Genomic DNA, 21,733 nt, shown 5'->3' on the forward strand with positions numbered 1-21,733 from the left:
GCGCTAATCACTTCGGCAAAGCGCCTAACCATCAGTTTCTATGTAAGTGGTATGAAGAAAGAACAACAACATAAGCTTAAAATTCACCCCTGGGGCCTGCTGGAAAGAGAGTTTCAAGCGGATGACTACCCTCTTAACGCCACCCTATTCTCCCTGGGCAATGGCTTTATTGGCCTGCGCGGCACCTTTGAGGAAGGCTTTGATCCCGAGCCCTTTTCTGATGGCTGTTACCTCAATGGGGTTTATGCCAGCGAACCTATTCGCTACGGCGAGGCTGCTTACGGCTACGCCCGCAATAATCAGCGCATGCTAACGGTACCGGACGGCAAGGGTATTCAAATCTGGATTGATGGGGAGCGTTTCAGCATCGCGGAGGGTGCACTACTCGAGTATGAGCGTCACTTGGATATGGCCAGCGCAACCCTTACGCGCAGCCTCACCTGGCGTTCACCTCTTGGAAAAACCCTCAGGCTCAAAACCCAGCGCCAAGTCTGCCTAACTGAAAAACACCTAGTGCTCATCCATGTTGAAGTCACTCCACTGGATTTTGATGGGGAAATACGCCTGCTGACGGGGCTGGATGGCAATCTCGATCAAGCCAAGCACAGCGACGATCCACGCTTGGCCTCTCCCATCAATCAGGAGGATATCCAATGGCTGGATAACGTCGCTGATGGTGACTACTTGGCACTACCGCTCTCAGTCAGAAGTAGCGGCTATGAGATTCGCTGCGCAGCCATACACCGCTTGCAGGCTAGTGCGGGTCACACCGTGACCAATCTACGCCATGAAAACCGGGTAGCCACCGAATATCGCTGCAATGCCCAGCGGGGCAAGCCCCTGTACTTGACCAAATACCTTGCCTACTTCGCAGAGCAAAGTGCTGAGCCGATTGAAGCTGGACCATTGCGCAAATACCTTGAACTCAGCGCCAATAAAAGTTTTGCCGAATATGCCAAGGCCCAACGTATCGAGATGGATAAATTCTGGCAAGAATCCGATATCCAGGTGTTTGGCAACGACAGCCTACAGCAAGGTATTCGATTTAATCTTTTCCACCTATTCCAATCCCTTGGCAGGGATGGACGCACGAATATCGCTGCCAAAGGGCTCTCGGGAGATGGTTACGATGGCCATTATTTCTGGGATACAGAAATCTATGTATTGCCGTTTTTTCTCTACACCCAGCCCAATATGGCCCGCCACCTGCTGGAATATCGTCACTCGATTCTGGATGCCGCCCGTGCCCGTGCCCGAGAGCTGGCGATCAGTAAAGGCGCACTCTTTCCCTGGCGCACCATTGGCGGGGAGGAGTGCTCTGCATACTACCCTGCCGGCACCGCCCAGTTTCATATCAATGCGGATATCGCCTATGCAGTGCGCCACTATAGCCGAGTCACTGGTGATACGGAGTTTCTGAGGGAAAAAGGGGCGGAGCTGGTTATTGAGGGAGCCCGCCTATGGATGGAAATCGGCCACTTCAATCCTCGCCGCAACAACCAATTTTGTATTAATGAAGTCACTGGCCCGGATGAATATACCGCGTTGGTAGATAATAACTTCTATACCAACCTGATGGCCCGTGCGCATTTGGAGTATGCTGCAGAGGTATACCAGTGGTTGCAATCCTTTGATTCAGAAGCGTGCCTGGCCTTGGCCCAACGTATACAACTGGGCCCACAGGAGCCCATGCTTTGGGCAAAAGCCGCAAAGGCCATGTACCTCCCCTACGACCAATCCCAAGGTATTCACCCGCAGGATGATGGCTTCCTCGACAAGCCAGTGTGGGACTTTGAGCAGACACCGGCAAATCATTACCCCCTGCTACTGCACTACCATCCACTGGTAATTTATCGACATCAGGTTTGCAAGCAGGCAGATGTAGTCTTGGGACTATTGCTCGAAAGTTCCGAGTTTTCCATCGAACAAAAACGCCGCGACTTCGACTTTTACGAACCGCTCACTACACACGATTCCACCCTATCCGCCTGCATCCACAGCATTATTGCCAGCGAGGTGGGATACCCAGAAAAAGCGCTCGACTACTTCCAGCAAGTAGCACGAATGGACCTGGACAATCACCACAATAATACCCAGCACGGTATCCATACCGCCTGTATGGGCGGCACCTGGATGTGCATGGTCCAGGGCTTTGCCGGTATGCGCCTGCATGGTACCGAATTGCGCTTCGCCCCGTTTGTACCCGAGGGTATGGAAGGTTATCGCTTCCGTCTGCAATTCCGTGGTCGCACCCTGGAAGTGGACATCAATTGCAGTAATGCCAGCTATACCCTGATAACTGGCGAGCCCATCAACCTTCATCACATTCATGAACCCGTATTTCTCGCAGTAGGCGAAACCCAAACATTTGCGATAGCACCGCCAGTGGAGGTAACACAGTGATCTATCGTGCTGCAATTTTTGACCTGGATGGTGTACTCGCAGATACCGCACGACTGCACCTGAAAGCCTGGCACCAACTGGCCCAAGAACTCAAACGCCCATGGGCTGAAGATACCGGTGAAAGGCTTAAGGGACTGGAGCGCATGGCCTCATTGGAAGTGATTCTTGGGGAAGAGAGCGATCAGTTTAGTGAAAAGGAAAAGATCGACCTAGCTAGCAGAAAGAATAGTTATTATCAGAAGCTGATTCGCAGCTTATCTCCAAAAGATCTACTGCCCGGTGCCGGAGAGCTTCTCGTCTGGTTAAACGAGAAACAAATTCCCATTGCCCTGGCCTCAGCCAGTAAGAATGCGCAGGCCGTTTTACAAGCATTGGAGATATCACATTACTTCTCAACAATTGCCGATCCAGAGCAGTCCGCACCTAAACCCTGCCCGGATATTTTCCTCGCAGCTGCGCAAGGTCTACAAGTTGAACCTGAATTCTGTGTTGCCTTTGAGGATGCTGCTGCCGGAGTCGCTGCCATTAAAGCAGCACAGGGCATGACTGCTATCGGCGTAGGCCATGAGAATTCTCTAAGAAACGCCGACTATATTGTGAATAGCCTGGGAGAATTCGACCCCAGGGACTTCTTTCTCTCAGCGATTAGAGCAGCGGCCGTAAGTTAGGATTACTTAGGCAAGCCACATGCTGTGGTAGTTAATGGCCTTTTAGTGTGCTTACTGCCTCACAACCCGGCACTATCTATTAAGCTTTCTATTCATTTTTTTAATCAGTTTTCTATTCAGCTTTATCCGTTTTTAGCTTTTCATAAAAACGGATAAAGATCGTCCCACAATACTTATCCTACGAAACATCCGCTTTACATAAGCTTTTTCTTTGCAGTTAACGAGCGCTTACATTTCGCGCAAAAATAAGCCCAACCAACAAGTGCCCGAAGAACAAGACGGTGAGCAATATAGAGGCAGAAAACAAATCCATCCATAGAGCAAAGATCGCGTAAAAGTGAGCCGCCATCAGAAGGATCCAACTACAGTGGCCCAGCCAGCCTAAAAATTTACCGTGTAGCTTGGCAAAGTTATTAACCCCTAGCCCCCACATAAAGAAAGCCCAAATTAGGGCCCAACTAATAATAAAAGTTAACGCTATATTAATTAATATACCCAACATATCTATTCAATCAACCATCTTGTTCAGATAGCGCTAAAGCGATGTTTCTTATCGCTTGCTCCATGGATACCTCTCCATCCAAGTAAGGCATCCAATATTGATCAAGGATAGATTGATAATCCCAGGAGCCAACATAGAGTCCTTTCATTTCCGCATAGGGGATGTAATTTTTAACATCTTCAGATATCTCACTCTTGATGACCTGTCCAACGGTATAAAACTGAATCGGATGCCATATACCTTTCTTGTCACCGAGCCCCAATGAATTAAACTCTTTAGCGATGATCTTTTGTAGCTTACTCTCCCTCCTCACCGCATTAGCATGAGAGATTTCATGAAAAAACATTTCCAATGCAAACCAATCCGCATAATCTGGATAAGTACTATTGATAATAGACTGAAAGCTTCGCCCTGAGGTGGTGGCACCCTGTCGCATCCCAGGTTTATAGACAACATTTACTGTATGTTTTTTAACGACCAATTTTTCACCAAATAAACCTTCGAGCCTGTCAGAAATGCTATCCCCATAGATATTCAGCTTTTCCTCTAAGCTTTGATACCATTCAAGATTACTCTTTCTATGCTGCCCCCAAAGATTCTTATCATAAAACGTTGAAAGCGCCTGCACATGATCATACAAGGTATTACTATCTGGTTTAGCACCGACAGCATCATCACTTAAAATCATCGCTGTTAAATCTGCTATTTCTTCATTGGACCTAATGATATGAACATTTCGAGCAGCCCCGTGCTTTATATAATCCCTAACAGCAGCATCAAAAAGATATAGTTCACTATCGGAGATGCCACTCTCCTTTTTAAAAGCAGTATAAAAATGCTCATCTCTTGCCAGCTCATAGATAAAGAGATGTAAATTCAACAAAGGTTCACTTTTAAAGCTCACTGATCGCCAACTACCCATCTGGTTACCTGGCTGGTCCTGTGCAAGAGCTGGGGAAGCTGAAAGAATTAAAAACAGGGCAAGTAATAAATGACGCACCATCAGAAAGCACCAGCTAGTTATATTTTATAGGCAAAAGGGGCGGGTGATTTTGATAAACCACCCTATTTTGGTAAGCGATGAATATAACTTCCAGACAGTGTTCTTTACAAATCGGTACAATTGCTCAAATTAGGAGAAAAGCACCATTAGCATTCATGGATATAAGATCAATTGGGTGCAACGAAATATGGCTAGTTTTTTCCCCGTATCCTTACAAACCACGGTAGCATCCCAAACCTGAGTGGTTCGCCCCTTATGAACAGGTGTTGCAGTACATGAAACAACGCCATCACGTACCGTCCCCAGATGATTGGATTTGAGTTCAATTGTGGTAAAACCAGAGGCCTTCTCTGGCAGGTCTGCCAAGCAGCCAATACCACAAGCCGTATCGGCTAAAGAAACGACACTACCAGCATGCAAATAGCCATTTGGTGCCAGGTGAGACTCGGCAACCCCCATTTCTGCCTTCACCTCCCCCTCTGCAACCTTAACAAGCTCAATACCGAGAAGCCCGGGAAACTTGTTTTTGCAGATATTATTGTAATAGCTATGGTCCTTCATCATTATTCCTTGCCAAACTTTAAAAAATAAATTAAATCGTTAACACACTATCAATAGCTTGCAATATTACCAATATCAGTTTCTTTGGTTTTTCGCAATCTCTGAAAAAAGACTCTTTAACGATATTTTAACTACCCCTGCGATAAAAGTATTGCACATTGCGCCCCCGTGAGGAGTCACTCCTTTTGAAACTCAATAATCAACCCAGGGTAAAGATGAGCTAATTCAAATAGTATTTTTCTTTACCTTTAACTTTAATTTCATACGCCATAAATTATTGATATAGCCTTGGTTGTCAGCTCATAGACCGCATTATTAACCGCAGATGAGCCGATACCGTTAAAGTACATACCCAGCCTTTCCTTAACGAAAGCGGCCACCTCAGGGAACGCTAAGCCCCCTTCACGCAAAATAAATTATTCTTAAATTTATTTTTTCTATTTAGAGAGTACCTTATAACAAGGAATATATTCCTTGCCGGGTAATTTCATTCTTTGCTGCTTAACAAAGGACTCCAGCATAACGTCAATACTGTGCATTATGCCTGGGTCGCCACGCAATTCATACGGGCCATGTTTTTCCACCATACGGATACCTTCGTCTTTTACATTGCCCGAGACAACTCCGGAGAATGCGCGCCTTAGGTTAGCGGCTAATAGGTAGGGCTTCTGGTTTTTATGTAGGGCAAGATTCAGCATGCTCTCATGGGTTGGTGAAAATGGTTGCTGAAATTCATTGGCTACCTTCAGCTTCCAGTTGAAATAATAGGCATCGCCTATTTCCTTACGATAGGACTTGACCTCCTGTATGCCCGCAGCCATTTGTTTAGCCACTTCCTGAGGGTTATCAATGATGATTTGATATCTTGACCGCGCTTCTTTACCCAAAGTGGAAGCAATAAACTCATCAATACGTACAAAATACTCTGTAGCACTAGGAGGTCCAGTAAAAATCACAGGAAAAGGTTGATCCTTATTCTCTTCGTGAAGGAGTATTCCCAAGAGATAGATGATTTCTTCCGCAGTGCCTGCGCCTCCAGGAAAAACCACGATTCCATGACCTGCGCGCACAAAAGCCTCTAACCGCTTTTCAATATCAGGCAAAATAACCAACTGGTTCACAATTGCATTTGGCGCTTCTGCAGCGATGATGCCGGGCTCAGTAACGCCAAGATACTGACCATGTCGATCGCGCTGCTTGGCATGGCCGATAGTGGCACCTTTCATTGGCCCCTTCATGGCACCTGGACCACAGCCAGTACAAATATCCAGATGTCGCAAGGCCAATTCATAACCAACTTGCTTGGTATAATCGTACTCCTCAGATAAGATAGAGTGCCCGCCCCAACACACCACTAATCTGGGGCCACGCACCCGATCAAAGGTGCCGGCATTACGCATAATATGAAACACTGCATCGGTGATTCCCTGGGAAGAGGTTAAATCATGCAGTGGGCTACCAGTGATTTCACTATTCACATAAATTATATCCCTGAGCACCGCGAACAAATGCTCAGCTATGCCGTTAATAATTTTTCCATCCACAAAAGCACTAGCAGGAGCACTTTTCAGCTGAAGTTTTATACTGCGCTCTGTTGGGACAACAGAGATATCAAAATTGGAATAGGTTTCTAAAAGCTCCTTACCATCATCCATATTAGCGCCGCTATTAAGAACCGCTAGAGAGCAGTTCCGGAAGGTCTGATATTGAGAACCACGGCTTTCATTACTAAGTCGATTAATTTCATACTTGGATAAAATATCGAACTGCCCTGTTGGTGAGACGCTTGCATCGATAAGATCTGTAGACATGCAATCCTCTTATTAAACTGGAACTTTAATCTACACAGCAAATACTGTGCAGTAGCTATAGAAGTGTAATCTAACATTATGATTAAACTTATTTTTTTTATTTTACACGAAGAAGCCTAGCTCCATACTCAAAAATAATTGACGTGCAATTGATCAATTCAGAGGGGCCAGAGGGCCGAATAGAGCACCAAAATACCTCTACTCGAGCTCAAGACGTAAAGAGCATTGAATTGACTTAAATTACGTCTTGAAACTTTAATAAACCAAGTGATGCTTGGAAGAAAGGCGGAAGAAAATACACTAGCTGGGGATCATTATAAGGCACAGAAATTTATGGAGAACATCTAGGATGTTCTTACAATCTGCCTGCAAAAGTAATTTTTACGTCTATCCAATTGTATCAAGGTAGCCTAGATACACGAATTTGATAGTTCTGACTTGATCTGGCAAAGACCGCTTACAAGCCTTACTCTGCCAGGTCAAGTCAAAATCAGTATACATCTAGGAGTTAATTATCTTGAATAGCTTACCAAAAAGCTATTCAACTTTAGATAAAAGTTGATCCAGCTCTTCAAGTACAATCCACGGATCGGTTTCATCGTACAGATGCGAGGAGTATTTCATAATTACATGCTTGGCGTTGTCGCTAATCTTGGTGAGTTCAACTTGCGATTGATTCCAAGTCCTGTTGTAAGCATCTACATCTGCGTAACTCATTTTAGTCTGGCGGATTGCGTTATGTGGCAACCCTCTACTCATTACCGTGATTGGAATATCTCTCTTTAACTCATAACGCTCTGGCTTTGATGCAGACTCTTCGAAATCTTCGAAGGAATGCTTTTCCTTTTCCCATTCCATTATCCACTGCATTGTTGCCCAGCCCTCCTTGGATAAAGAAGACTTCAGGTTTCCATACCAGGATTCATGGGCTGCATCCACAAACAGAAGGGCAGAAACCCTACTCGGGTTTTCACTTGCAAATGCCCTTGCCACTAAACCACCAAATGAATGGGCCACAAGAACTACGGAATCCCATTTTTTAAACTCCACGAACGCCTCAAGCTCAGCAGAAAGCGCATCCATCGATCTAACTTTTGGAACGGCATGTGCACTTTTTCCAGCTCCAGGCCGGTCGTAGATACAGAGCATAAAATCATCAGAAGAGAATTTATGGAAGGTATTTTTATAGGTACTATGCGCATCTAAACCCATACCTGAAACCATCAATACGACTTTTTTACCCTCACCTTCCTCTTTACAAAGATAGGATATGGTATTCCCACCAATGGTAACAAACTCATATTTATGCTCATCTTGCGCCCAAACTGAGCAACAAAGGATACTGAGCAAAAATGCGCTGTAAATTTTCATAGTCATCCTTGGAACCTATAGTTAATATTAGATCTACCGTAATTATCGACACCCTAATCATTGTTAAACCAGTAACCCCTGCCCCTCATTCGCCCGAATCAAATTACACTATTTACCCGACGCAGAAGCAGTTCTCAATACTCTACATTTAACAGAACAATATACCTCTCGAAAGAATAATTCTTACAACTTACCAATTTAGCTTGCAACATCTCCTGGCACTATCCCAGAAAAACTTTCCTGGGGAAATCACTATAATGTTGACTTTATAAAAGTCTCGTTAATTGCTAGGGACAATAATCAATCTTAATAATGCTGCAAATTTGACCAAGTCGGGCGCTTTAGAGACAAGTGGTAAGAAGGCAGGCATAAAAAAGCCGCACAAAATAGTGTGCGGCAAAGCTCAGAAAGCCTATGGGAGAGGCTTGAGTCGAACTAGAAATCGTAGGCGATACTTAACTTGATGTTTCGCGGCAGGATATAACGAACATTAGTTGCCTGAGGATCCCGTGGGTCTCCCTCGGTAATGCCCTCCTCATCGGTGAGGTTATCCAGTGCAAGCTGAACGGTAACATCGTTCAGGTAAGCCACTGCACCAAAATCTACTTTGGTATAACCCGGCAATGTCACCGAGTTTTTACTGTCATTGAAACGATCACCCACTCGGCTTACTCCACCAAACACCGCCATATCAATATTGTTGATCGTGAAATCGTAGTTCTGGCTTAGGCGTACTTGGTACTCGGGCTGGCGCATCACTTGATTGCCTTTAAAGTCACCATTGGTGATTTCTGGCTTCTGCAAAGTTGCATTCAGGCCCAAAGTGAAGTCACCCCAGTGGGCCTTACCATCCAACTCAAGACCCAGAGCCTCTGTTTCCAGACGGGCACAAGTAGTGCTGCCAATAATGCAATCCGGCATTCCCTGGGTTTCATTGTAGAAAAGGGTGGCAAACAGCGAGTAGTCTTGATCCTGCAGCTTGTAGCCCAGCTCATATTGGTCGATATCGATAATCAGATCGGAACCTGCGCGGAAGCTCTCGCCAAACTCGCGATAATTATCAAAGTCCGCAAATTTGAAGCCTGAGTTTACACGGAAGAAAGTTCCCATATTCTCAGCGAAGGCCCAATCTACTGCAGCTGTAAAGGCAGTACCCTCTTCATCGGCCTTATAGGTAGTAAAAATACCATCACGCGAACCATCATCTACTGAATAGTTAGTTTGGCGATTTGCAGAGCGAACGCCCAAATCAAACGTGAAATCGCCTAAGTAGAATTCACCAGCAATGTAGAATGCGTTTTCGCGGGCATCACCTACCGCTTCAAGGTCGTAGCTCCAGCAGAGAACTGGGTCGAGCTCTTCATCATCACAAGATATATCGCCAGCAACCTGCTCACCATCATGACCAAGCACATAGTACGATTGGTTTCCAAGGCTCCACCACTCATCAACTTCCCAACTAGAAGTGTAATAGCCTGCAGTCACCTTAAAGTCATCCCACTCTTTGGCTAGGCTGATATCGTTGGTCGTTGCCTCAATATCTTTTCGTACTACCCAAGCACCAAATTGCTGTAACAAAGTATCGCTACTGACCTCAGCCCCAGACACGGTAGTAGCCGAAGTCACGCTTGAAGCATCGTCGTATCGCAACTCACTGGGTAATACTGGACGACCATTGGGGACAAAGCCCAAAGTATCGGCATTACCGCTGGTCAAACCAAAACGCTCAGTAAGGCTCCAGCCATTGCCGAGATCCAATTCCAGATAAGCGCCAGCTACGCTACCGTCCCAACCACGGCCTTCTCCCATATCAAAAGTTTCCCAGCGGGTTTCAGAGCCACCATTTCCGTCAGCCTGGGAAATGGGTACTGAAACCTTGCGATTGCTGGGACCCACTTGGGTGTAGTCCGTTGCCAGGAAGGAAGCATTTGGCAGATACCAGGTGCCAGTATCTTTAGTATCTCGTACGTAGAAACCGGCTTTGCCGTTATCCATCTCTTTAGTCAGGTGCAAGGTGAACTGGTGACCTTCTTCCGCATCAAAACCGGCATCGCGAATACCGGGAGAGGAACTCACATACCCACCCACCATGTAGTACACATCTTCGCTGAGCTTCCCGGTCAGAAGGGCATCAGTCCTTTGAAGATCATAGTCCGAAGTGGTGTATTTAAAGCGACCCTCGGTCTCTTCGGTCCCCTCTTTCAAAATGAAATTGGTCGTGAGGCCCGGCTGGCCGTTAGAGTAGACCGGATTAGGGCCACCGCGCAGGCCTTCTACGCGCTGGATCGTTTCATCTACACGGAATAGAGAGGAGTTTTCCATGAAAGAAAGAGTCGGTGCCGGGTAAAGTGGCAAGCCATTCATAGAGACCGTCACAAACGGAGCGTCGCTGCCGCCCGGAAATCCCCGTACATCAATGTTTGCACCAGATACGCCGCCAGAGCTTTCAACCCAAAGACCAGGGATAGACTTCAGCAAATCTGCAGTGCTAGATGGGGAAGCTTTACCGATTTCATCGTCACTCAGGGTTGTGATTGAAAAGCTCGCATCTAATTTTCTTATGCCTGCGCCGCCTGGGGTTCCCGTGGTAATCACCTCTTCCATCACTCTGTCTTCAGAGGCCCCCGGTGAAATAGAACCCTGGGCAACGGCATGACTCAAGAAGCCCAGCTGCATAGCACCAAAGGAAATGGCCAGCACTAGAGGTTTCTTCTTCATTAAACTCCCCTCTCATCGTCATTCTTATTGGATTTATGGAGTGCCTGGTGCCCACGCAAAATGCAATCGTTTGCATTTTGCGTGGGCACCTGTCCTGTGAGACGACACATTTCGTTCACTATAAATTAGCATTGCAATCGATTGCAATACACTTTCAGTGCCATTTTGTGGCTATTTTTGAGTTTTAGTCACATTGGCTAAATAAGTAGGCTTCTGCCAGATATCCTCCCCCAGGGTCTACACGCCGTAACTTAGGCGGGGAAAGTTATTAATTGCTTTGAAAGGGGCAAGGGCGTTTCTACAGTTTGAATAGGCTACAAAGGTTGGGTGGGATGCTCCTGACCCCAAACCAGGGATGCTTGGTAGGGGCTATTGCCATCAATTGAGGAACCAATATGACCAGCTCTTCCTGTCAACACGCTGACAACCACTCCCATAAACACGGCCCCCATTGTGGACATGCCGCCATCCGACACAGAGACCATGTGTGTTACGTGCATAATGGCCACCTACATCATCCCCATAGGGGTCACTACGATGAACATGTACTGGAAGTGAGCAACAAGAACCCCGATGACTGCAACCCCATCACCGCCAGCACTCACGCTACCCATGTTCACGGAGAACACTGCGGACACGAACGTATCCCCCACGGCGACCATTTCGATTACCTGGTGGATGGACGCCTGCACCATGTCCATGGTGATCACTGTGACGATCACGGACCAGTGGAAGTCATTCATGAGCGGTAGGCTAGAATGCCAAAAAACCACACCCTGGCGGAGATGCACAAGGAGGCTGGCACCCTCCATGAGCTGGCTCAGTTTCCCATTCGCTGGACGCAGCGGATAAAAGTCATTGGGCTGATAGCAGCTATAGGTTTATACAAACTATGTATTCTTCCATGGAAGAAAAGAGAGCGACAGCAGCTTTTTGCCAAGCTCGATCAACTAAAAAACTTAACGATCGACCTCCCTACCCCATCGGCCACCCAACAAGACAGCAAGTATTTCCTGAGTGCGCAAGACCGCAAGTTCTTCTCAAAAAAGGGTTACTTACCCCCCTTTAGGGTAATTTCCAGTGAAGAGGCAGGCGCGCTAAAAGAGCTTGCTATTCGGGAGTACCAAAATGGCTTCGGCGGTGTATCCTACTTAGGCAACAGAATTCGAGAAATAGAGAAAAAATACAACCGTTGGACTATCGAGTATGCGGGCCTATATCAAGCCCTGCGGCTCAAACCGTTTAGAGAGCTTTTGCGAAAACCTCAAATTGCGGAACGCTTAGCGAGCCTGCTCGGTGATGAAATTCTCTGCTGGCGCACACAATTTTTCGATAAAATGCCAGGGGCAGAAGGCACTGCCTGGCACCAAAATGCAACATTTCGCGAAGCAGGCAAATATGCGAAATTACAACCCACGCAAGAAACATCTCCCGCATTGATTCAGCTGAATGCTTGGGTAGCCTTGAGCGATACCACTAAAGAGAATGGCTGCCTTCGCATTTTGCCCGGATCTTTCAAAGATGCCAGAATCAATTACCTCTATGAATTTATCCCGGAAAATGAACTTTTCTTCTTTTCGCTTCTACCGTTCTCCCCCTCCTACCTCTATAAAATAGGAAAAATTGCTCTGTATGGAAGACTTTTCTATAAAAGCGCCGTTATTTTATTCAGCGCAGAAAAACTTTTGGGGGATAACTTTTTTGACCAATTTGAAGTCAAAGACCTGGAAATGAAAGCCGGTGAGTGCCTGATTTTTTCATCTCTAAATATGCATGCCTCCTACCCCAACACTTCCAGCCACGATGAACGTTTCTCTTTTGTAGGGCGCTGTACCGCTAACCATGTAAAAGTCGCTCCACATGGCAAAGATAGCTATCCAAGCCTTGAAGGGCCAATAGAGTACACATTACCCACAGTAAGTACTTTTCAGGTATATGGAAAGGACACCTATGGACTAAACAAAATCCTGGATGACTGACTCTGCCCCATCAGTAGTAATCCAGTATCTCAGAAGTCTTTGTGATTAAATTTCTGTTAAATGACGGACATAAGCGCGGCGCACTGCGGGCACAACACCGATAGTTTTAGCCAGAATCCACAGCCCACACTTCATCAGTAAGTTGTTAGAAGTCACTACCTTTCGGGCAAATTCAGTTTTCCTTATTACCTGTTTAGCTATTTTGTGACGCTCACAGGCGTATTGCTTAAATTCCCCTCGAATAATTGCACTGGCTGCGGCTACTGCATCGGAAATTCCCAGGTTCATTCCCTTGCCACCCACCGGTGAATGGCAATGGGCCGCATCTCCGGCGAGTAGGACTCTATTTTTACAATAGGTTTCCGCCTGCCTGACGGATATCTGGAAGCTGCCCTGGCTATATATTTTTTTGATATCGAGAGGTTGAGGAAGGGCAGAAAGCGCATCCTCTTTGGAAGAAACCACCCTGACATGTCCCTGGCCTAGTGGTAAAACAATACTCAGATTGTTGCCCGGTTCTTGCAAGTTAACCGTGACCAGGCTGGGAGGCATGTGCCCGTTGACCTCTACATCGGCAATCGACCACTTTTCTGGTAAATCCTGTCCAGGATACCTTATTTTCATTTTCTGGCGGACCAGAGAGTGAACGCCATCAGCACCAATCACCCAGTCGAAAGTCTCCTTATCATGATTAGAATATTCCACTATTGCCGCGGCGTTTTGACTAACAATATTGGTTAATTGCAAACCGTACTGAATATCAACCCCCCGCTCCCTTAGCACACCCGCCAAAATCGCTTCTGTTCTATTCTGGGGAAGAAAAAGTCCGGCCTTCCCCTGAAATTCCTTAGAGGAAAAGTCGAGAAACAACAGGCGCCGCCCATTTCTCTGATATTGAAGCCCCCGCATCGGCACCGCCTCAGAGAATAAATCCATGGAAACGCCAATACTACTCAATAGCTCAATAGTAGAAGGGAAGATTCCAACAGCACGAGAGAGCTGAGAAGGCTGACTGCGGCGCTCAATGATCTGGCAATCAATACCTTGAAACGATAATGCACAAGCGGCGGTGAGGCCCGTTGTCCCCGCCCCAACAATCAGAACCTTCATCCTTCACTCACCCACTCAACCACTTACCCACTTACCCACTTACCCACTTACCCACTTACCCACTTACCCACCAACGGACTTCTTTAGAGCATAGAAGAGCCCCCTTTAAGCATCATCCCAGTCAATTAGTACAAACCACGAGCTACTGATATTGCGCGAAATCACACTACGGATGCTGATATCGTCCACCAATTAACCAACTTAGAGAGCTTATGAGCAAAAGAGCCTGGGACTCCAGGAGGTGACTCTGGTGAAATCGCATGATATCTATCTAGAGGGGAGGTTGTGGACATTACAGATATAATGGCGCCCCAGAAAATTTCTCTGGAGTCAATTTAATGCCCGAAACTCCAATTTTAATGACATTCCTTGGCGCATCTGTCCTGCTGGCAATCTCTCCTGGACCAGACCTACTCTTAATATCCACCTACTCGACAGCCCGGGGCTTTATCGCTGGTTTTTTGCTCAGCATGGGTGTGTTTCTGGCAGGGCTAGCGCAAACGTTCCTTGTGGCCTTTGGTCTTGGGCACATCATGGAGACTATTCCTGTTGTTGCCCTTGCGGTAAAGGCACTAGGAGCACTGTATCTGGCATGGCTGGGGATTCACTTAATACGCCAGTGGCGCTCTAATTTAGGGGGCACTCAAAGCCAAGCATTCACTGAGTCTCTTAGCGCCTCACAACTCATCAGCAGAGGGCTGATCAACAACTTAATAAACCCAAAGGCTTTAGTATTTTTCAGTTTATTCTTACCGCAATTTACCAGTCCTGCCCAGCCAATCACCCAGCAAATACTGCTACTAGGTTTTCTCCTCAGCACCACTGCACTCACTGCAAACACAATAATTGCCTTCTCTTTTAGCAAGCTGAGGCAGACACTGAGTAATCAATCAGCATTCAGTCGACACTTCGACGGCTTATTGGGTATGTTATTCCTTGGCCTGGCCGGTCGCCTGGTGTCAGAACACTGAGATCTAGAAACGGGGAATGGGAGAATAAGCAATAAAGAAATACAAGCGCGAGGTATCTTGCCGTCAAGGCAAGCAAGTAGCTATGATCCACTCAGTGAAGCGGGTTTTTTCAGCAATTAATTAACAAGAGTATGCAGTAATGGATAACTACAAACCATGGGGACTAGAAAGAAATACCTTTCTAATGCTTTTACACCTGAGCCAACTGGCCTGGATAATTATCCCTGGAGCGGGATTTGTATTACCTGTCATTATGTGGGCAACCACTAAAGATCAGGTCATTGAAGTTGATCGCCATGGCAAGATGATTTTCAATTGGATGATCAGCTTATTTATCTACTCCATCGTAAGCACTATTCTCATTATCTTAGGCGTCGGTCTCTTAGGGTTGTTAGCCCTAGCCTTAATCAATGTAATCTTTATCCTTATCGGTGCTATTCGAGCAAACGATGGGATATTCTGGCGTTATCCACTCAGCATTCGCTTTTTTAAATAAGCTCAAAGATATCTTCTGCCCTTAATCACAAGGCTTTGCCAATTATCTTTGCGCTTTTTAAATAGCGGAATATGAAAGCCAGAGAAAACCCTGGCTTTCTTCTAGTCGATGACTAGAGGTGCAAGCTGAGGCTAATATATACAAATAGCCAGCCTACTGCTTTTCTCGCAAAGATAAAGCGGGTTATTAATAGTAACCAGCAATATCATCAACGATTGGGCCAAGAGCTTTATAAGCGTTAGAGATATCTTTACCGCCAGAACGCTCACCACAAGCCATGCCGCCACACTCATTCCAATCGGGATCGGAGAACCAATCGTACTGAGTTACATTGGAGCCGTACATCCAGGGGTAAGCCATAATGGTGGAGAACTTGTTGTCTACACCGTGACCCATACCATAGGAGTAAACGCCACCGGAAGTGTCACCCTGCTTGGTGGAGTGAGTCAGACCCATGTTGTGGCCCAGCTCATGCACGAAGGTGTTATAACCACAGTCAACACCGGTCACGCTGTAAGCACGCTCTTTAGCGCTGTTGTACATGGTGCCGTTGCTACCTTGGCCAACCCAGGCAATACCACAAGTAATGTAGGTGCTGCCGTTTTGAACAACCTCTTCTGCTTTAGTTAAGAAAACCACCATGTCGGCTTTCTTGGAAGAGCGCCAGCTGTTCACAGAGCTGTGGAAAGTGATCAGGTCCAGAGTTTCCTCATTAACGCGGAAATCAGAGCTGGAAGCTTTCCAGCTATCAACCAGGTTCAGCTGAATATCAATACCATTCCTTTTGAAGGAATTGTTGGCATAGCTGATGTAGTTGTCGATTTTCGCAGAAATGTCACCAGTGTGCTGTGCAGCTGGATCGGTGTACATAATAGCGATATCAACGGTTTTAGCACTTGCAGCGCCAGAAACTGTCAGTGCGGCAACAGCTGCCGCCAGGCTTTTCTTTAAACTCATTATAGACTCCTTTTATTATAAGTAGTGTATAAGCTACTTTTTACAATCAATAAATTCATTGATTGCCTGATAGTATGTTAGCTATACGCTATTAATACCCTGACTCGACTAAAAGATCGTCCTGAATTTTTTAACCGCCTGTGAAGATAAACTTCTGGTATCCGCAGGATTTACATCAGCTCTCCTTAGCTTGATTATCGATTTGGAAGATTACCCCCCAATCAATTCTTTCTACTCAAAATCATTTAGAGGAACGTCATTATCATTCCAGGTTTTTTTACGTTCGGCCTCAGATGACATGTCCTTATCATGCTTCTCAACATGATTGGATATCAGTGCACCATTGGGGGCAATCCATGCATATCCATCTTGAGCTTCCAACGAGTAGGATCCAGCAGGAGTATTGAGCTGAGCATAGACAGAATTTTTACCGATGGTAAAAGTTGCTCCATGTAAGCGGGCCTGCCCCAAGAAATTCACCTGCAAACTTTTATTGCCACTGGCATGCTGCTCAACTTCGCCTACCTGGGCATCATAACTGCCTTCAATACCGGGTAAATCAATATCGATATAATCCCCAACCTCTAGGCTTCTTAGCATTTCTACATCGATCTCTAAATATGTCTCGCCTTTGAGGTCCACAGGTAGGCGATCATTCTCATGCAGAAACTCTTTTGCCAACTCGGATTCTGACCACAGAGGGCGTCCAGATTCATCAAGTTCTTCTTCAGCAGTAGCAACTTCCTCAGCAACTCCTGAGGAAGCAGCCTCAACCGGAACTCTGTCTACCACCATTTTGGGCTCAGGTAACTTGGCAGATTGACTCTCGGGTGCAGGCTGATTTTTCAACCAGAAAAAATAACCTGCACCTAAAGCAAGAACTAATACAGGAAATGCCAGCTTCTTCATGGCTCATACCCCAAATAATTATTCATCTATAAACGCCTTAAAAAAAGGCACAAAAACAGTTTTATGATCCCTTGCACCAAATAAAATTGAGGTAAGAGCTGAGACAGCGAAGCCGCCCCATGAAGGACGCTCTATAGTACCAACACCTCAAAATTTATTTGGAAAGCACTTCACAGAAGAAAGTAAAAACCAAAAAATTTTTCCAATATATGCCCCTGAATAGCAACACCCTCTAGAGGGACAGCCGTAAGTCATCTAGCGCGACCGAAAGTTCAAAAATATTTTCAAAATTTTTAATTTCGACACCAAAGGACAAGAACTGGGAAGGCATTCCGAAAAACACATAAAAAATTTATCAGGTGGTGACGCCTCAACACCAGAAAAGATTGAGTAATTTTTGAGCCACCTCTCATTTATAGTCACCCTACCTTTCACAGGTTGAAAACAATCACATCTCAGCTGTGGCCTTACAACATCAAACATCTAAAAATTATCGTGACAGAAATCATGCCAACAATGAGAACCACTTGTGATAAACGATTGATGCCCTGCATAAAACTTCAAACTGTGAATTATCCGACAACATCTCATTTACAAAAATTCAGTCAAAGGCACTGAGAGCTCCTTACTTTTCTTTCAGAACTCTCTCGGAACATCAAGAAATGCATGGCTTACTTGTATCAATCCAATTTTTGACACGCTCAAAAAATCTAGGCGCGACAAACTGCACCTCCAAAGAGCACCTGGATTTTTTATCTTTATGCGTCATTTTGGTTTTCATGCACACCTCTGCTGGCCTTCACGACAAAAACCTGCCACAAGTTTGAGAAAGTATCTGTGCCCAATAACACTAGCTGCCCCTTACTCGCGGCCATCCCTCAACCGTACGCTCATCAACACCAATCAACTGCCGCACTGAAATTCTTCTTGAGCAAGAAAACAAATGGAGGGCCCGCTTTAGAAAATCAGCTGGAGGAGATGAAAAAAAACGGATTGATGTAAAAGCCAGGCAAAGCAACTGCAACAAAATTATTGGCATTTGGTGAAAAAGTTTCTCAGAAACAGCGGGGTTCACGCTCTGAAGGAGACATATGTCTGATAAATTGGCTTTAGGGAGAATGGTTTCAACTGGAACTATTTTTAGATTAGAGGCTGCAGGTTTTCTTATTCTGTGACACAGACTACGCCACTTAGCCCCACCTGCACACAAAGAATGAATGCAACTACATAAGGAGGCAAAATCGGAAACTTGTCTTACCATTATCTTTCTTCTGGGTAAATTTTTTCACTGCAAGCTTATGAGCTCAGTTCAGTGCTTCAAAATTGAGCACTTGATTACGTTAAGACTTAACCCTTCTTAACATTCCCTCTACTCTTGAGACGCTTTACACCGACTTCCTCGCAATAAATTTTCAAAATTTTTTCACAAAACTGTCAAAAGGGCTGACTGCAACTTGAACAGTCCTTCTATAGTTTGCATCTTAGTGGTAGTAACAAGATCAAAAGACTCACCTGATAATCTTTTACTTTTGCTCTGAAAGGGAAGTACTTAATCAACAAAGACAGGTATGTACAGGTTAATTTTTGCACTTTTTATATTGCAACTGCAAAGTTGACTTCCGGCATCGGAATCATATAACTGTAGGGGCTAAAACCTCACACTAGGATTTACTTAGCTCTGCCTAGTGGACCGATAGATTTTCCGAAACATCGTGCGCACTCGATGGTGCCGGTACAACATCCATTGAAAAGCCATAAAGGTGCTTGGGGGCTACGGAGAGGGACTCAACTTTATCCAGAGTCATTCAGCGGTATGCTTAACAGAGTAGCGCGACATTATTGGCAGCAAAGTGTAAGGGTCACTAATGACCTGAAAGAAGTATTAATGAACGCTGCTATTGCAAGTTGCGGTATTAAAAGTGTGAGGGTAAGCCATAATTGTAGTAATCTTATAATGTTTGTGGCTTGCCTTTCATTACTAGACTGCCCTCCCCCCCCCGAATTAGTATCCGGCCTATAATAAAATCACAAGAACAGGAAATATCAGCTTCTTCACAGCTCATCACTTAAAACTTTATTCATTGAAATAATACTTAAAAGCCAACTATCAGAACAGAAGCAATTAACCTACCCCCAACCTCTAGCCAGAATAACCCTTCTTCACCCAATGTTTAAAACAGCCAACCAGTCTTAGGAAAAGAATGATGACAAGGACTCCAACTACTTTTCAACAATATCTCTCACGCGAGAAAAACATTAAGAAATCCTCAACAAACATCCTTTATTCGCCATCAGGCCATTACCAAAAACGAAGCAATCACCCAAACAAAATAATGAAAATTATTCCCATGATAAGACAACCAATAAATGCGCTTAAAAATGGGAGGACAAAGTCCTCCCAAATACAATGGTGTCAGTCGTCAAATAAATGATCGAGAAAGAAAGAGAGGAAGATTAGGGTTAATTGTAACCTGCTATATCGTCAACAATCGGCCCCAAGGCTCTTTGTGCATCAGCATTATTTCTGATACCACAGGGAGATCCGTTACAGATTTTGTCTGGATTAGAGAATGTATCGAGCCTCTCTGCATCGCCAAATGACTGAGGATAACCCATGATTGTAGAAAAGCTATTATCTACACCATAACCTAAGCCATAGTAATAAACACCGCCACTGGTATCGCCTTGTCTGCGGGAATGATTCAGTCCCATGTTATGACCGAGTTCATGAACAAATGTCAGGTCAGTCGCCCCGCAATCCACAGCGGTAATGCTATATGCAAGCCTATTTGAGCCAAGATCCATCACGCCATTACTACCAGTCCCTACGTATCCAACGCCACAGGTTAAGTAAGTTCCCTCTTCGGTAACTACACGATTCGCTTTACCCAGTAAAATAACCATGTCAGCTTCATACAGATCACGCTGCTGCTGGGCATAGCCATAGTCGAACCACTCCTCCCAGGTTGGAGTAATATCAACATCCAAATATGTGGCTCCAGAAAACTCCGCAAGATTATCACCTGTCACCAAGAGATCGGACGATGAATATTGGCGTGAATCAACAAGCTCAAGCTGGATATCTAGATCATTATTCTCATAGATACGATTAGCTGTGCTAATCAAACTATCCACTCTGGTAGAGATATCTCCTGTAAGCTGAGCAGCTGGATCTGTGTACCAGACTGCGACTTTTACCGTGTCTGCTATTGCGGCACCCGAAAAAGTCAAAGCTGCAATAGCAGCAGCCAAAGTGTTTTTCAAATTCATGATAGTTCCTTTTATTTTTAAGTTGCTTTCCCCAAGTTTTTCATAGATACAGATGAAACCGGTTACATTTGTAAGCAAATTACACCTTCCACAAAAAACTCAAATACCCTAACTCGACATTGAGAAGCTCCGTTCCTGACTGCCGCCTGAGAAAATTACTATTAATCTTCTGGTATCTTTCAGGTACCTCAAGCAGCACTCCCTGTACTGCCTATCAGCTCAATTCATTGAGCTGAAAAGTTATAACATCTACTTAACTGAAGAAAGATTAGGGTTTACCTCCTCTTCAACATGACTCCTGGTTAAATCTTTTTTCGAAGCCACCCAGGCATAATTTCCCTGCGCTTCTAGGGAATATGAGCCTGAAGGCAATGTTAAGTTGCCATATACCGAGTTTTTACCAATTGTGAAATTTACAAAATACACACTGCCATAACCAGGCAAATTCATTTGTACACTTTTATTACCGCTTGCGTGCTCCTGAACTTTATCCACTTGAGCATCGTAGCTTCCCTTCACTCCAGGCATTTCTATATCAACATAGTCTCCAAGAGATAACGTCTTTAGAGCTTCTACATCGATCTCAAGATATGTCTCTCCATTTAAATCGAGCGGCAAGCGTCCGGACTCATGTAAAACCTGCCTTGCGACATCCGATTCTGCCCACATCAAGGCACTATCAGGGTTCACCTCTTGCTCATCGGCAGAAGACACCTCTACTAGCTCTACTGTAGATTTAGTTTCATTTGGAACAATTTTCTTGGAGGGAGGGGGGACTGATTTTTCAGTAACAGGTTGTGGGCTATCTGTTTGACTCTTTGCCCAGAAGAAATACCCTCCCGCACAGAGGAGGGCAATCAGTGGAATTATTTTTCTCATTAGCTTCTCACTGCAAAATACTTATGTTAAGCCAAGGAAAGCTCCCAATGGTGGTGATTAGTTAATGAATTGCACCAAAATCGAGACTTAACCTTTCCTAACATTGACCACTATGCTGAGACGCT

17 protein-coding genes are annotated in these 21,733 nt (G+C 45.2%); 6 read left to right on the forward strand and 11 right to left on the reverse strand.

The annotated features are described in order from the left end of the window. Window positions 1–51 precede the first annotated feature (51 nt). Entirely contained in the window at window positions 52–2,403 is a 2,352-nt protein-coding gene (locus ACJJID_RS09465; protein WP_444922511.1) for a glycoside hydrolase family 65 protein, read from the forward strand. Next, the gene (gene pgmB / locus ACJJID_RS09470; RefSeq protein WP_444922512.1) at window positions 2,400–3,071 is read left to right on the forward strand and encodes a beta-phosphoglucomutase; all 672 of its coding nucleotides are present in this window, start codon (window positions 2,400–2,402) and stop codon (window positions 3,069–3,071) included. The genes ACJJID_RS09465 and pgmB overlap by 4 nt, the downstream gene beginning before the upstream one ends. 512 nt (window positions 3,072–3,583) lie before the next feature. Here pgmB and ACJJID_RS09475 read toward each other — a convergent pair. The 6 genes from ACJJID_RS09475 to ACJJID_RS09500 form a co-directional block, all read right to left on the reverse strand. Next, complete coding sequence (locus ACJJID_RS09475; protein WP_444922513.1) at window positions 3,584–4,576, reverse strand: hypothetical protein; 993 nt, start codon at window positions 4,574–4,576, stop codon at window positions 3,584–3,586. 153 nt (window positions 4,577–4,729) lie between these two features. Beyond that, window positions 4,730–5,140, reverse strand: coding sequence for a PaaI family thioesterase (locus tag ACJJID_RS09480; RefSeq protein ID WP_444922514.1), 411 nt, complete (start codon window positions 5,138–5,140; stop codon window positions 4,730–4,732). A gap of 434 nt (window positions 5,141–5,574) precedes the next feature. Beyond that, entirely contained in the window at window positions 5,575–6,948 is a 1,374-nt protein-coding gene (ppnN, locus tag ACJJID_RS09485) for a nucleotide 5'-monophosphate nucleosidase PpnN (protein WP_444922515.1), read from the reverse strand. Between the two features lie 537 nt (window positions 6,949–7,485). After that, window positions 7,486–8,319, reverse strand: a complete 834-nt coding sequence (locus tag ACJJID_RS09490; RefSeq protein ID WP_444922516.1) for an alpha/beta hydrolase — start codon at window positions 8,317–8,319, stop codon at window positions 7,486–7,488. 435 nt (window positions 8,320–8,754) lie between these two features. Continuing rightward, window positions 8,755–11,037 carry a TonB-dependent receptor gene (locus tag ACJJID_RS09495; RefSeq protein ID WP_444922517.1) on the reverse strand — a complete coding sequence of 761 codons (2,283 nt, stop codon included), beginning with the start codon at window positions 11,035–11,037 and terminating at the stop codon, window positions 8,755–8,757. Window positions 11,038–11,351: 314 nt separating this feature from the next. Then, window positions 11,352–11,537 (reverse strand): hypothetical protein, encoded by a 186-nt coding sequence (locus tag ACJJID_RS09500; RefSeq protein ID WP_444922518.1) that lies wholly within the window; start codon window positions 11,535–11,537, stop codon window positions 11,352–11,354. On the opposite strand from ACJJID_RS09500, the gene ACJJID_RS09505 reads away from it, so the two are divergent. Next, window positions 11,532–11,789 carry a hypothetical protein gene (locus ACJJID_RS09505; RefSeq protein ID WP_444922519.1) on the forward strand — a complete coding sequence of 86 codons (258 nt, stop codon included), beginning with the start codon at window positions 11,532–11,534 and terminating at the stop codon, window positions 11,787–11,789. The genes ACJJID_RS09500 and ACJJID_RS09505 overlap by 6 nt on opposite strands. A gap of 6 nt (window positions 11,790–11,795) precedes the next feature. Beyond that, window positions 11,796–13,016 (forward strand): phytanoyl-CoA dioxygenase family protein, encoded by a 1,221-nt coding sequence (locus ACJJID_RS09510; protein ID WP_444922520.1) that lies wholly within the window; start codon window positions 11,796–11,798, stop codon window positions 13,014–13,016. A 45-nt stretch (window positions 13,017–13,061) separates the two neighbouring features. On the opposite strand, the gene ACJJID_RS09515 is transcribed toward ACJJID_RS09510, so the two are convergent. Then, window positions 13,062–14,126, reverse strand: coding sequence for an FAD-dependent oxidoreductase (locus ACJJID_RS09515; RefSeq protein ID WP_444922521.1), 1,065 nt, complete (start codon window positions 14,124–14,126; stop codon window positions 13,062–13,064). A 338-nt stretch (window positions 14,127–14,464) separates the two neighbouring features. Here ACJJID_RS09515 and ACJJID_RS09520 point away from each other — a divergent pair, with 338 nt between their 5' ends. Both ACJJID_RS09520 and ACJJID_RS09525 read left to right on the forward strand, forming a co-directional pair. Then, window positions 14,465–15,097 carry a LysE family translocator gene (locus tag ACJJID_RS09520; RefSeq protein WP_444922522.1) on the forward strand — a complete coding sequence of 211 codons (633 nt, stop codon included), beginning with the start codon at window positions 14,465–14,467 and terminating at the stop codon, window positions 15,095–15,097. Between the two features lie 139 nt (window positions 15,098–15,236). After that, window positions 15,237–15,593, forward strand: coding sequence for a DUF4870 domain-containing protein (locus ACJJID_RS09525; RefSeq protein ID WP_152453960.1), 357 nt, complete (start codon window positions 15,237–15,239; stop codon window positions 15,591–15,593). A gap of 186 nt (window positions 15,594–15,779) precedes the next feature. Here the strand turns inward: ACJJID_RS09525 and ACJJID_RS09530 are convergent, their stop codons facing one another. The 4 genes from ACJJID_RS09530 to ACJJID_RS09545 form a co-directional block, all read right to left on the reverse strand. Further along, window positions 15,780–16,550, reverse strand: a complete 771-nt coding sequence (locus ACJJID_RS09530) for a reprolysin-like metallopeptidase (protein ID WP_444922523.1) — start codon at window positions 16,548–16,550, stop codon at window positions 15,780–15,782. Between the two features lie 231 nt (window positions 16,551–16,781). Then, window positions 16,782–17,459, reverse strand: a complete 678-nt coding sequence (locus ACJJID_RS09535; RefSeq protein ID WP_444922524.1) for a hypothetical protein — start codon at window positions 17,457–17,459, stop codon at window positions 16,782–16,784. Window positions 17,460–19,919: 2,460 nt separating this feature from the next. Further along, on the reverse strand, window positions 19,920–20,807 hold the full coding sequence (locus ACJJID_RS09540) for a zinc-dependent metalloprotease family protein (protein ID WP_444922525.1): 888 nt from the start codon (window positions 20,805–20,807) through the stop codon (window positions 19,920–19,922). Window positions 20,808–20,978: 171 nt separating this feature from the next. Next, window positions 20,979–21,608 carry a hypothetical protein gene (locus tag ACJJID_RS09545; protein ID WP_444922526.1) on the reverse strand — a complete coding sequence of 210 codons (630 nt, stop codon included), beginning with the start codon at window positions 21,606–21,608 and terminating at the stop codon, window positions 20,979–20,981. Between the last annotated feature and the right edge of the window lie 125 nt (window positions 21,609–21,733).

The organism is Microbulbifer sp. CnH-101-G (assembly GCF_052466775.1).

Bases quoted from the DNA above. Each gene is read 5' to 3' on its own strand.
- ACJJID_RS09530 (WP_444922523.1), bottom strand. From the start codon at position 16,550: ATGAGTTTAAAGAAAAGCCTGGCGGCAGCTGTTGCCGCACTGACAGTT.
- ACJJID_RS09545 (WP_444922526.1), bottom strand. From the start codon at position 21,608: ATGAGAAAAATAATTCCACTGATTGCCCTCCTCTGTGCGGGAGGGTAT.
- ACJJID_RS09515 (WP_444922521.1), bottom strand. From the start codon at position 14,126: ATGAAGGTTCTGATTGTTGGGGCGGGGACAACGGGCCTCACCGCCGCT.
- ACJJID_RS09495 (WP_444922517.1), bottom strand. From the start codon at position 11,037: ATGAAGAAGAAACCTCTAGTGCTGGCCATTTCCTTTGGTGCTATGCAG.
- ACJJID_RS09475 (WP_444922513.1), bottom strand. From the start codon at position 4,576: ATGGTGCGTCATTTATTACTTGCCCTGTTTTTAATTCTTTCAGCTTCC.
- ACJJID_RS09535 (WP_444922524.1), bottom strand. From the start codon at position 17,459: ATGAAGAAGCTGGCATTTCCTGTATTAGTTCTTGCTTTAGGTGCAGGT.
- ppnN (WP_444922515.1), bottom strand. From the start codon at position 6,948: ATGTCTACAGATCTTATCGATGCAAGCGTCTCACCAACAGGGCAGTTC.
- ACJJID_RS09525 (WP_152453960.1), top strand. From the start codon at position 15,237: ATGGATAACTACAAACCATGGGGACTAGAAAGAAATACCTTTCTAATG.
- ACJJID_RS09510 (WP_444922520.1), top strand. From the start codon at position 11,796: ATGCCAAAAAACCACACCCTGGCGGAGATGCACAAGGAGGCTGGCACC.
- ACJJID_RS09490 (WP_444922516.1), bottom strand. From the start codon at position 8,319: ATGAAAATTTACAGCGCATTTTTGCTCAGTATCCTTTGTTGCTCAGTT.
- ACJJID_RS09480 (WP_444922514.1), bottom strand. From the start codon at position 5,140: ATGATGAAGGACCATAGCTATTACAATAATATCTGCAAAAACAAGTTT.
- ACJJID_RS09500 (WP_444922518.1), bottom strand. From the start codon at position 11,537: ATGCACGTAACACACATGGTCTCTGTGTCGGATGGCGGCATGTCCACA.
- ACJJID_RS09465 (WP_444922511.1), top strand. From the start codon at position 52: ATGAAGAAAGAACAACAACATAAGCTTAAAATTCACCCCTGGGGCCTG.
- ACJJID_RS09520 (WP_444922522.1), top strand. From the start codon at position 14,465: ATGCCCGAAACTCCAATTTTAATGACATTCCTTGGCGCATCTGTCCTG.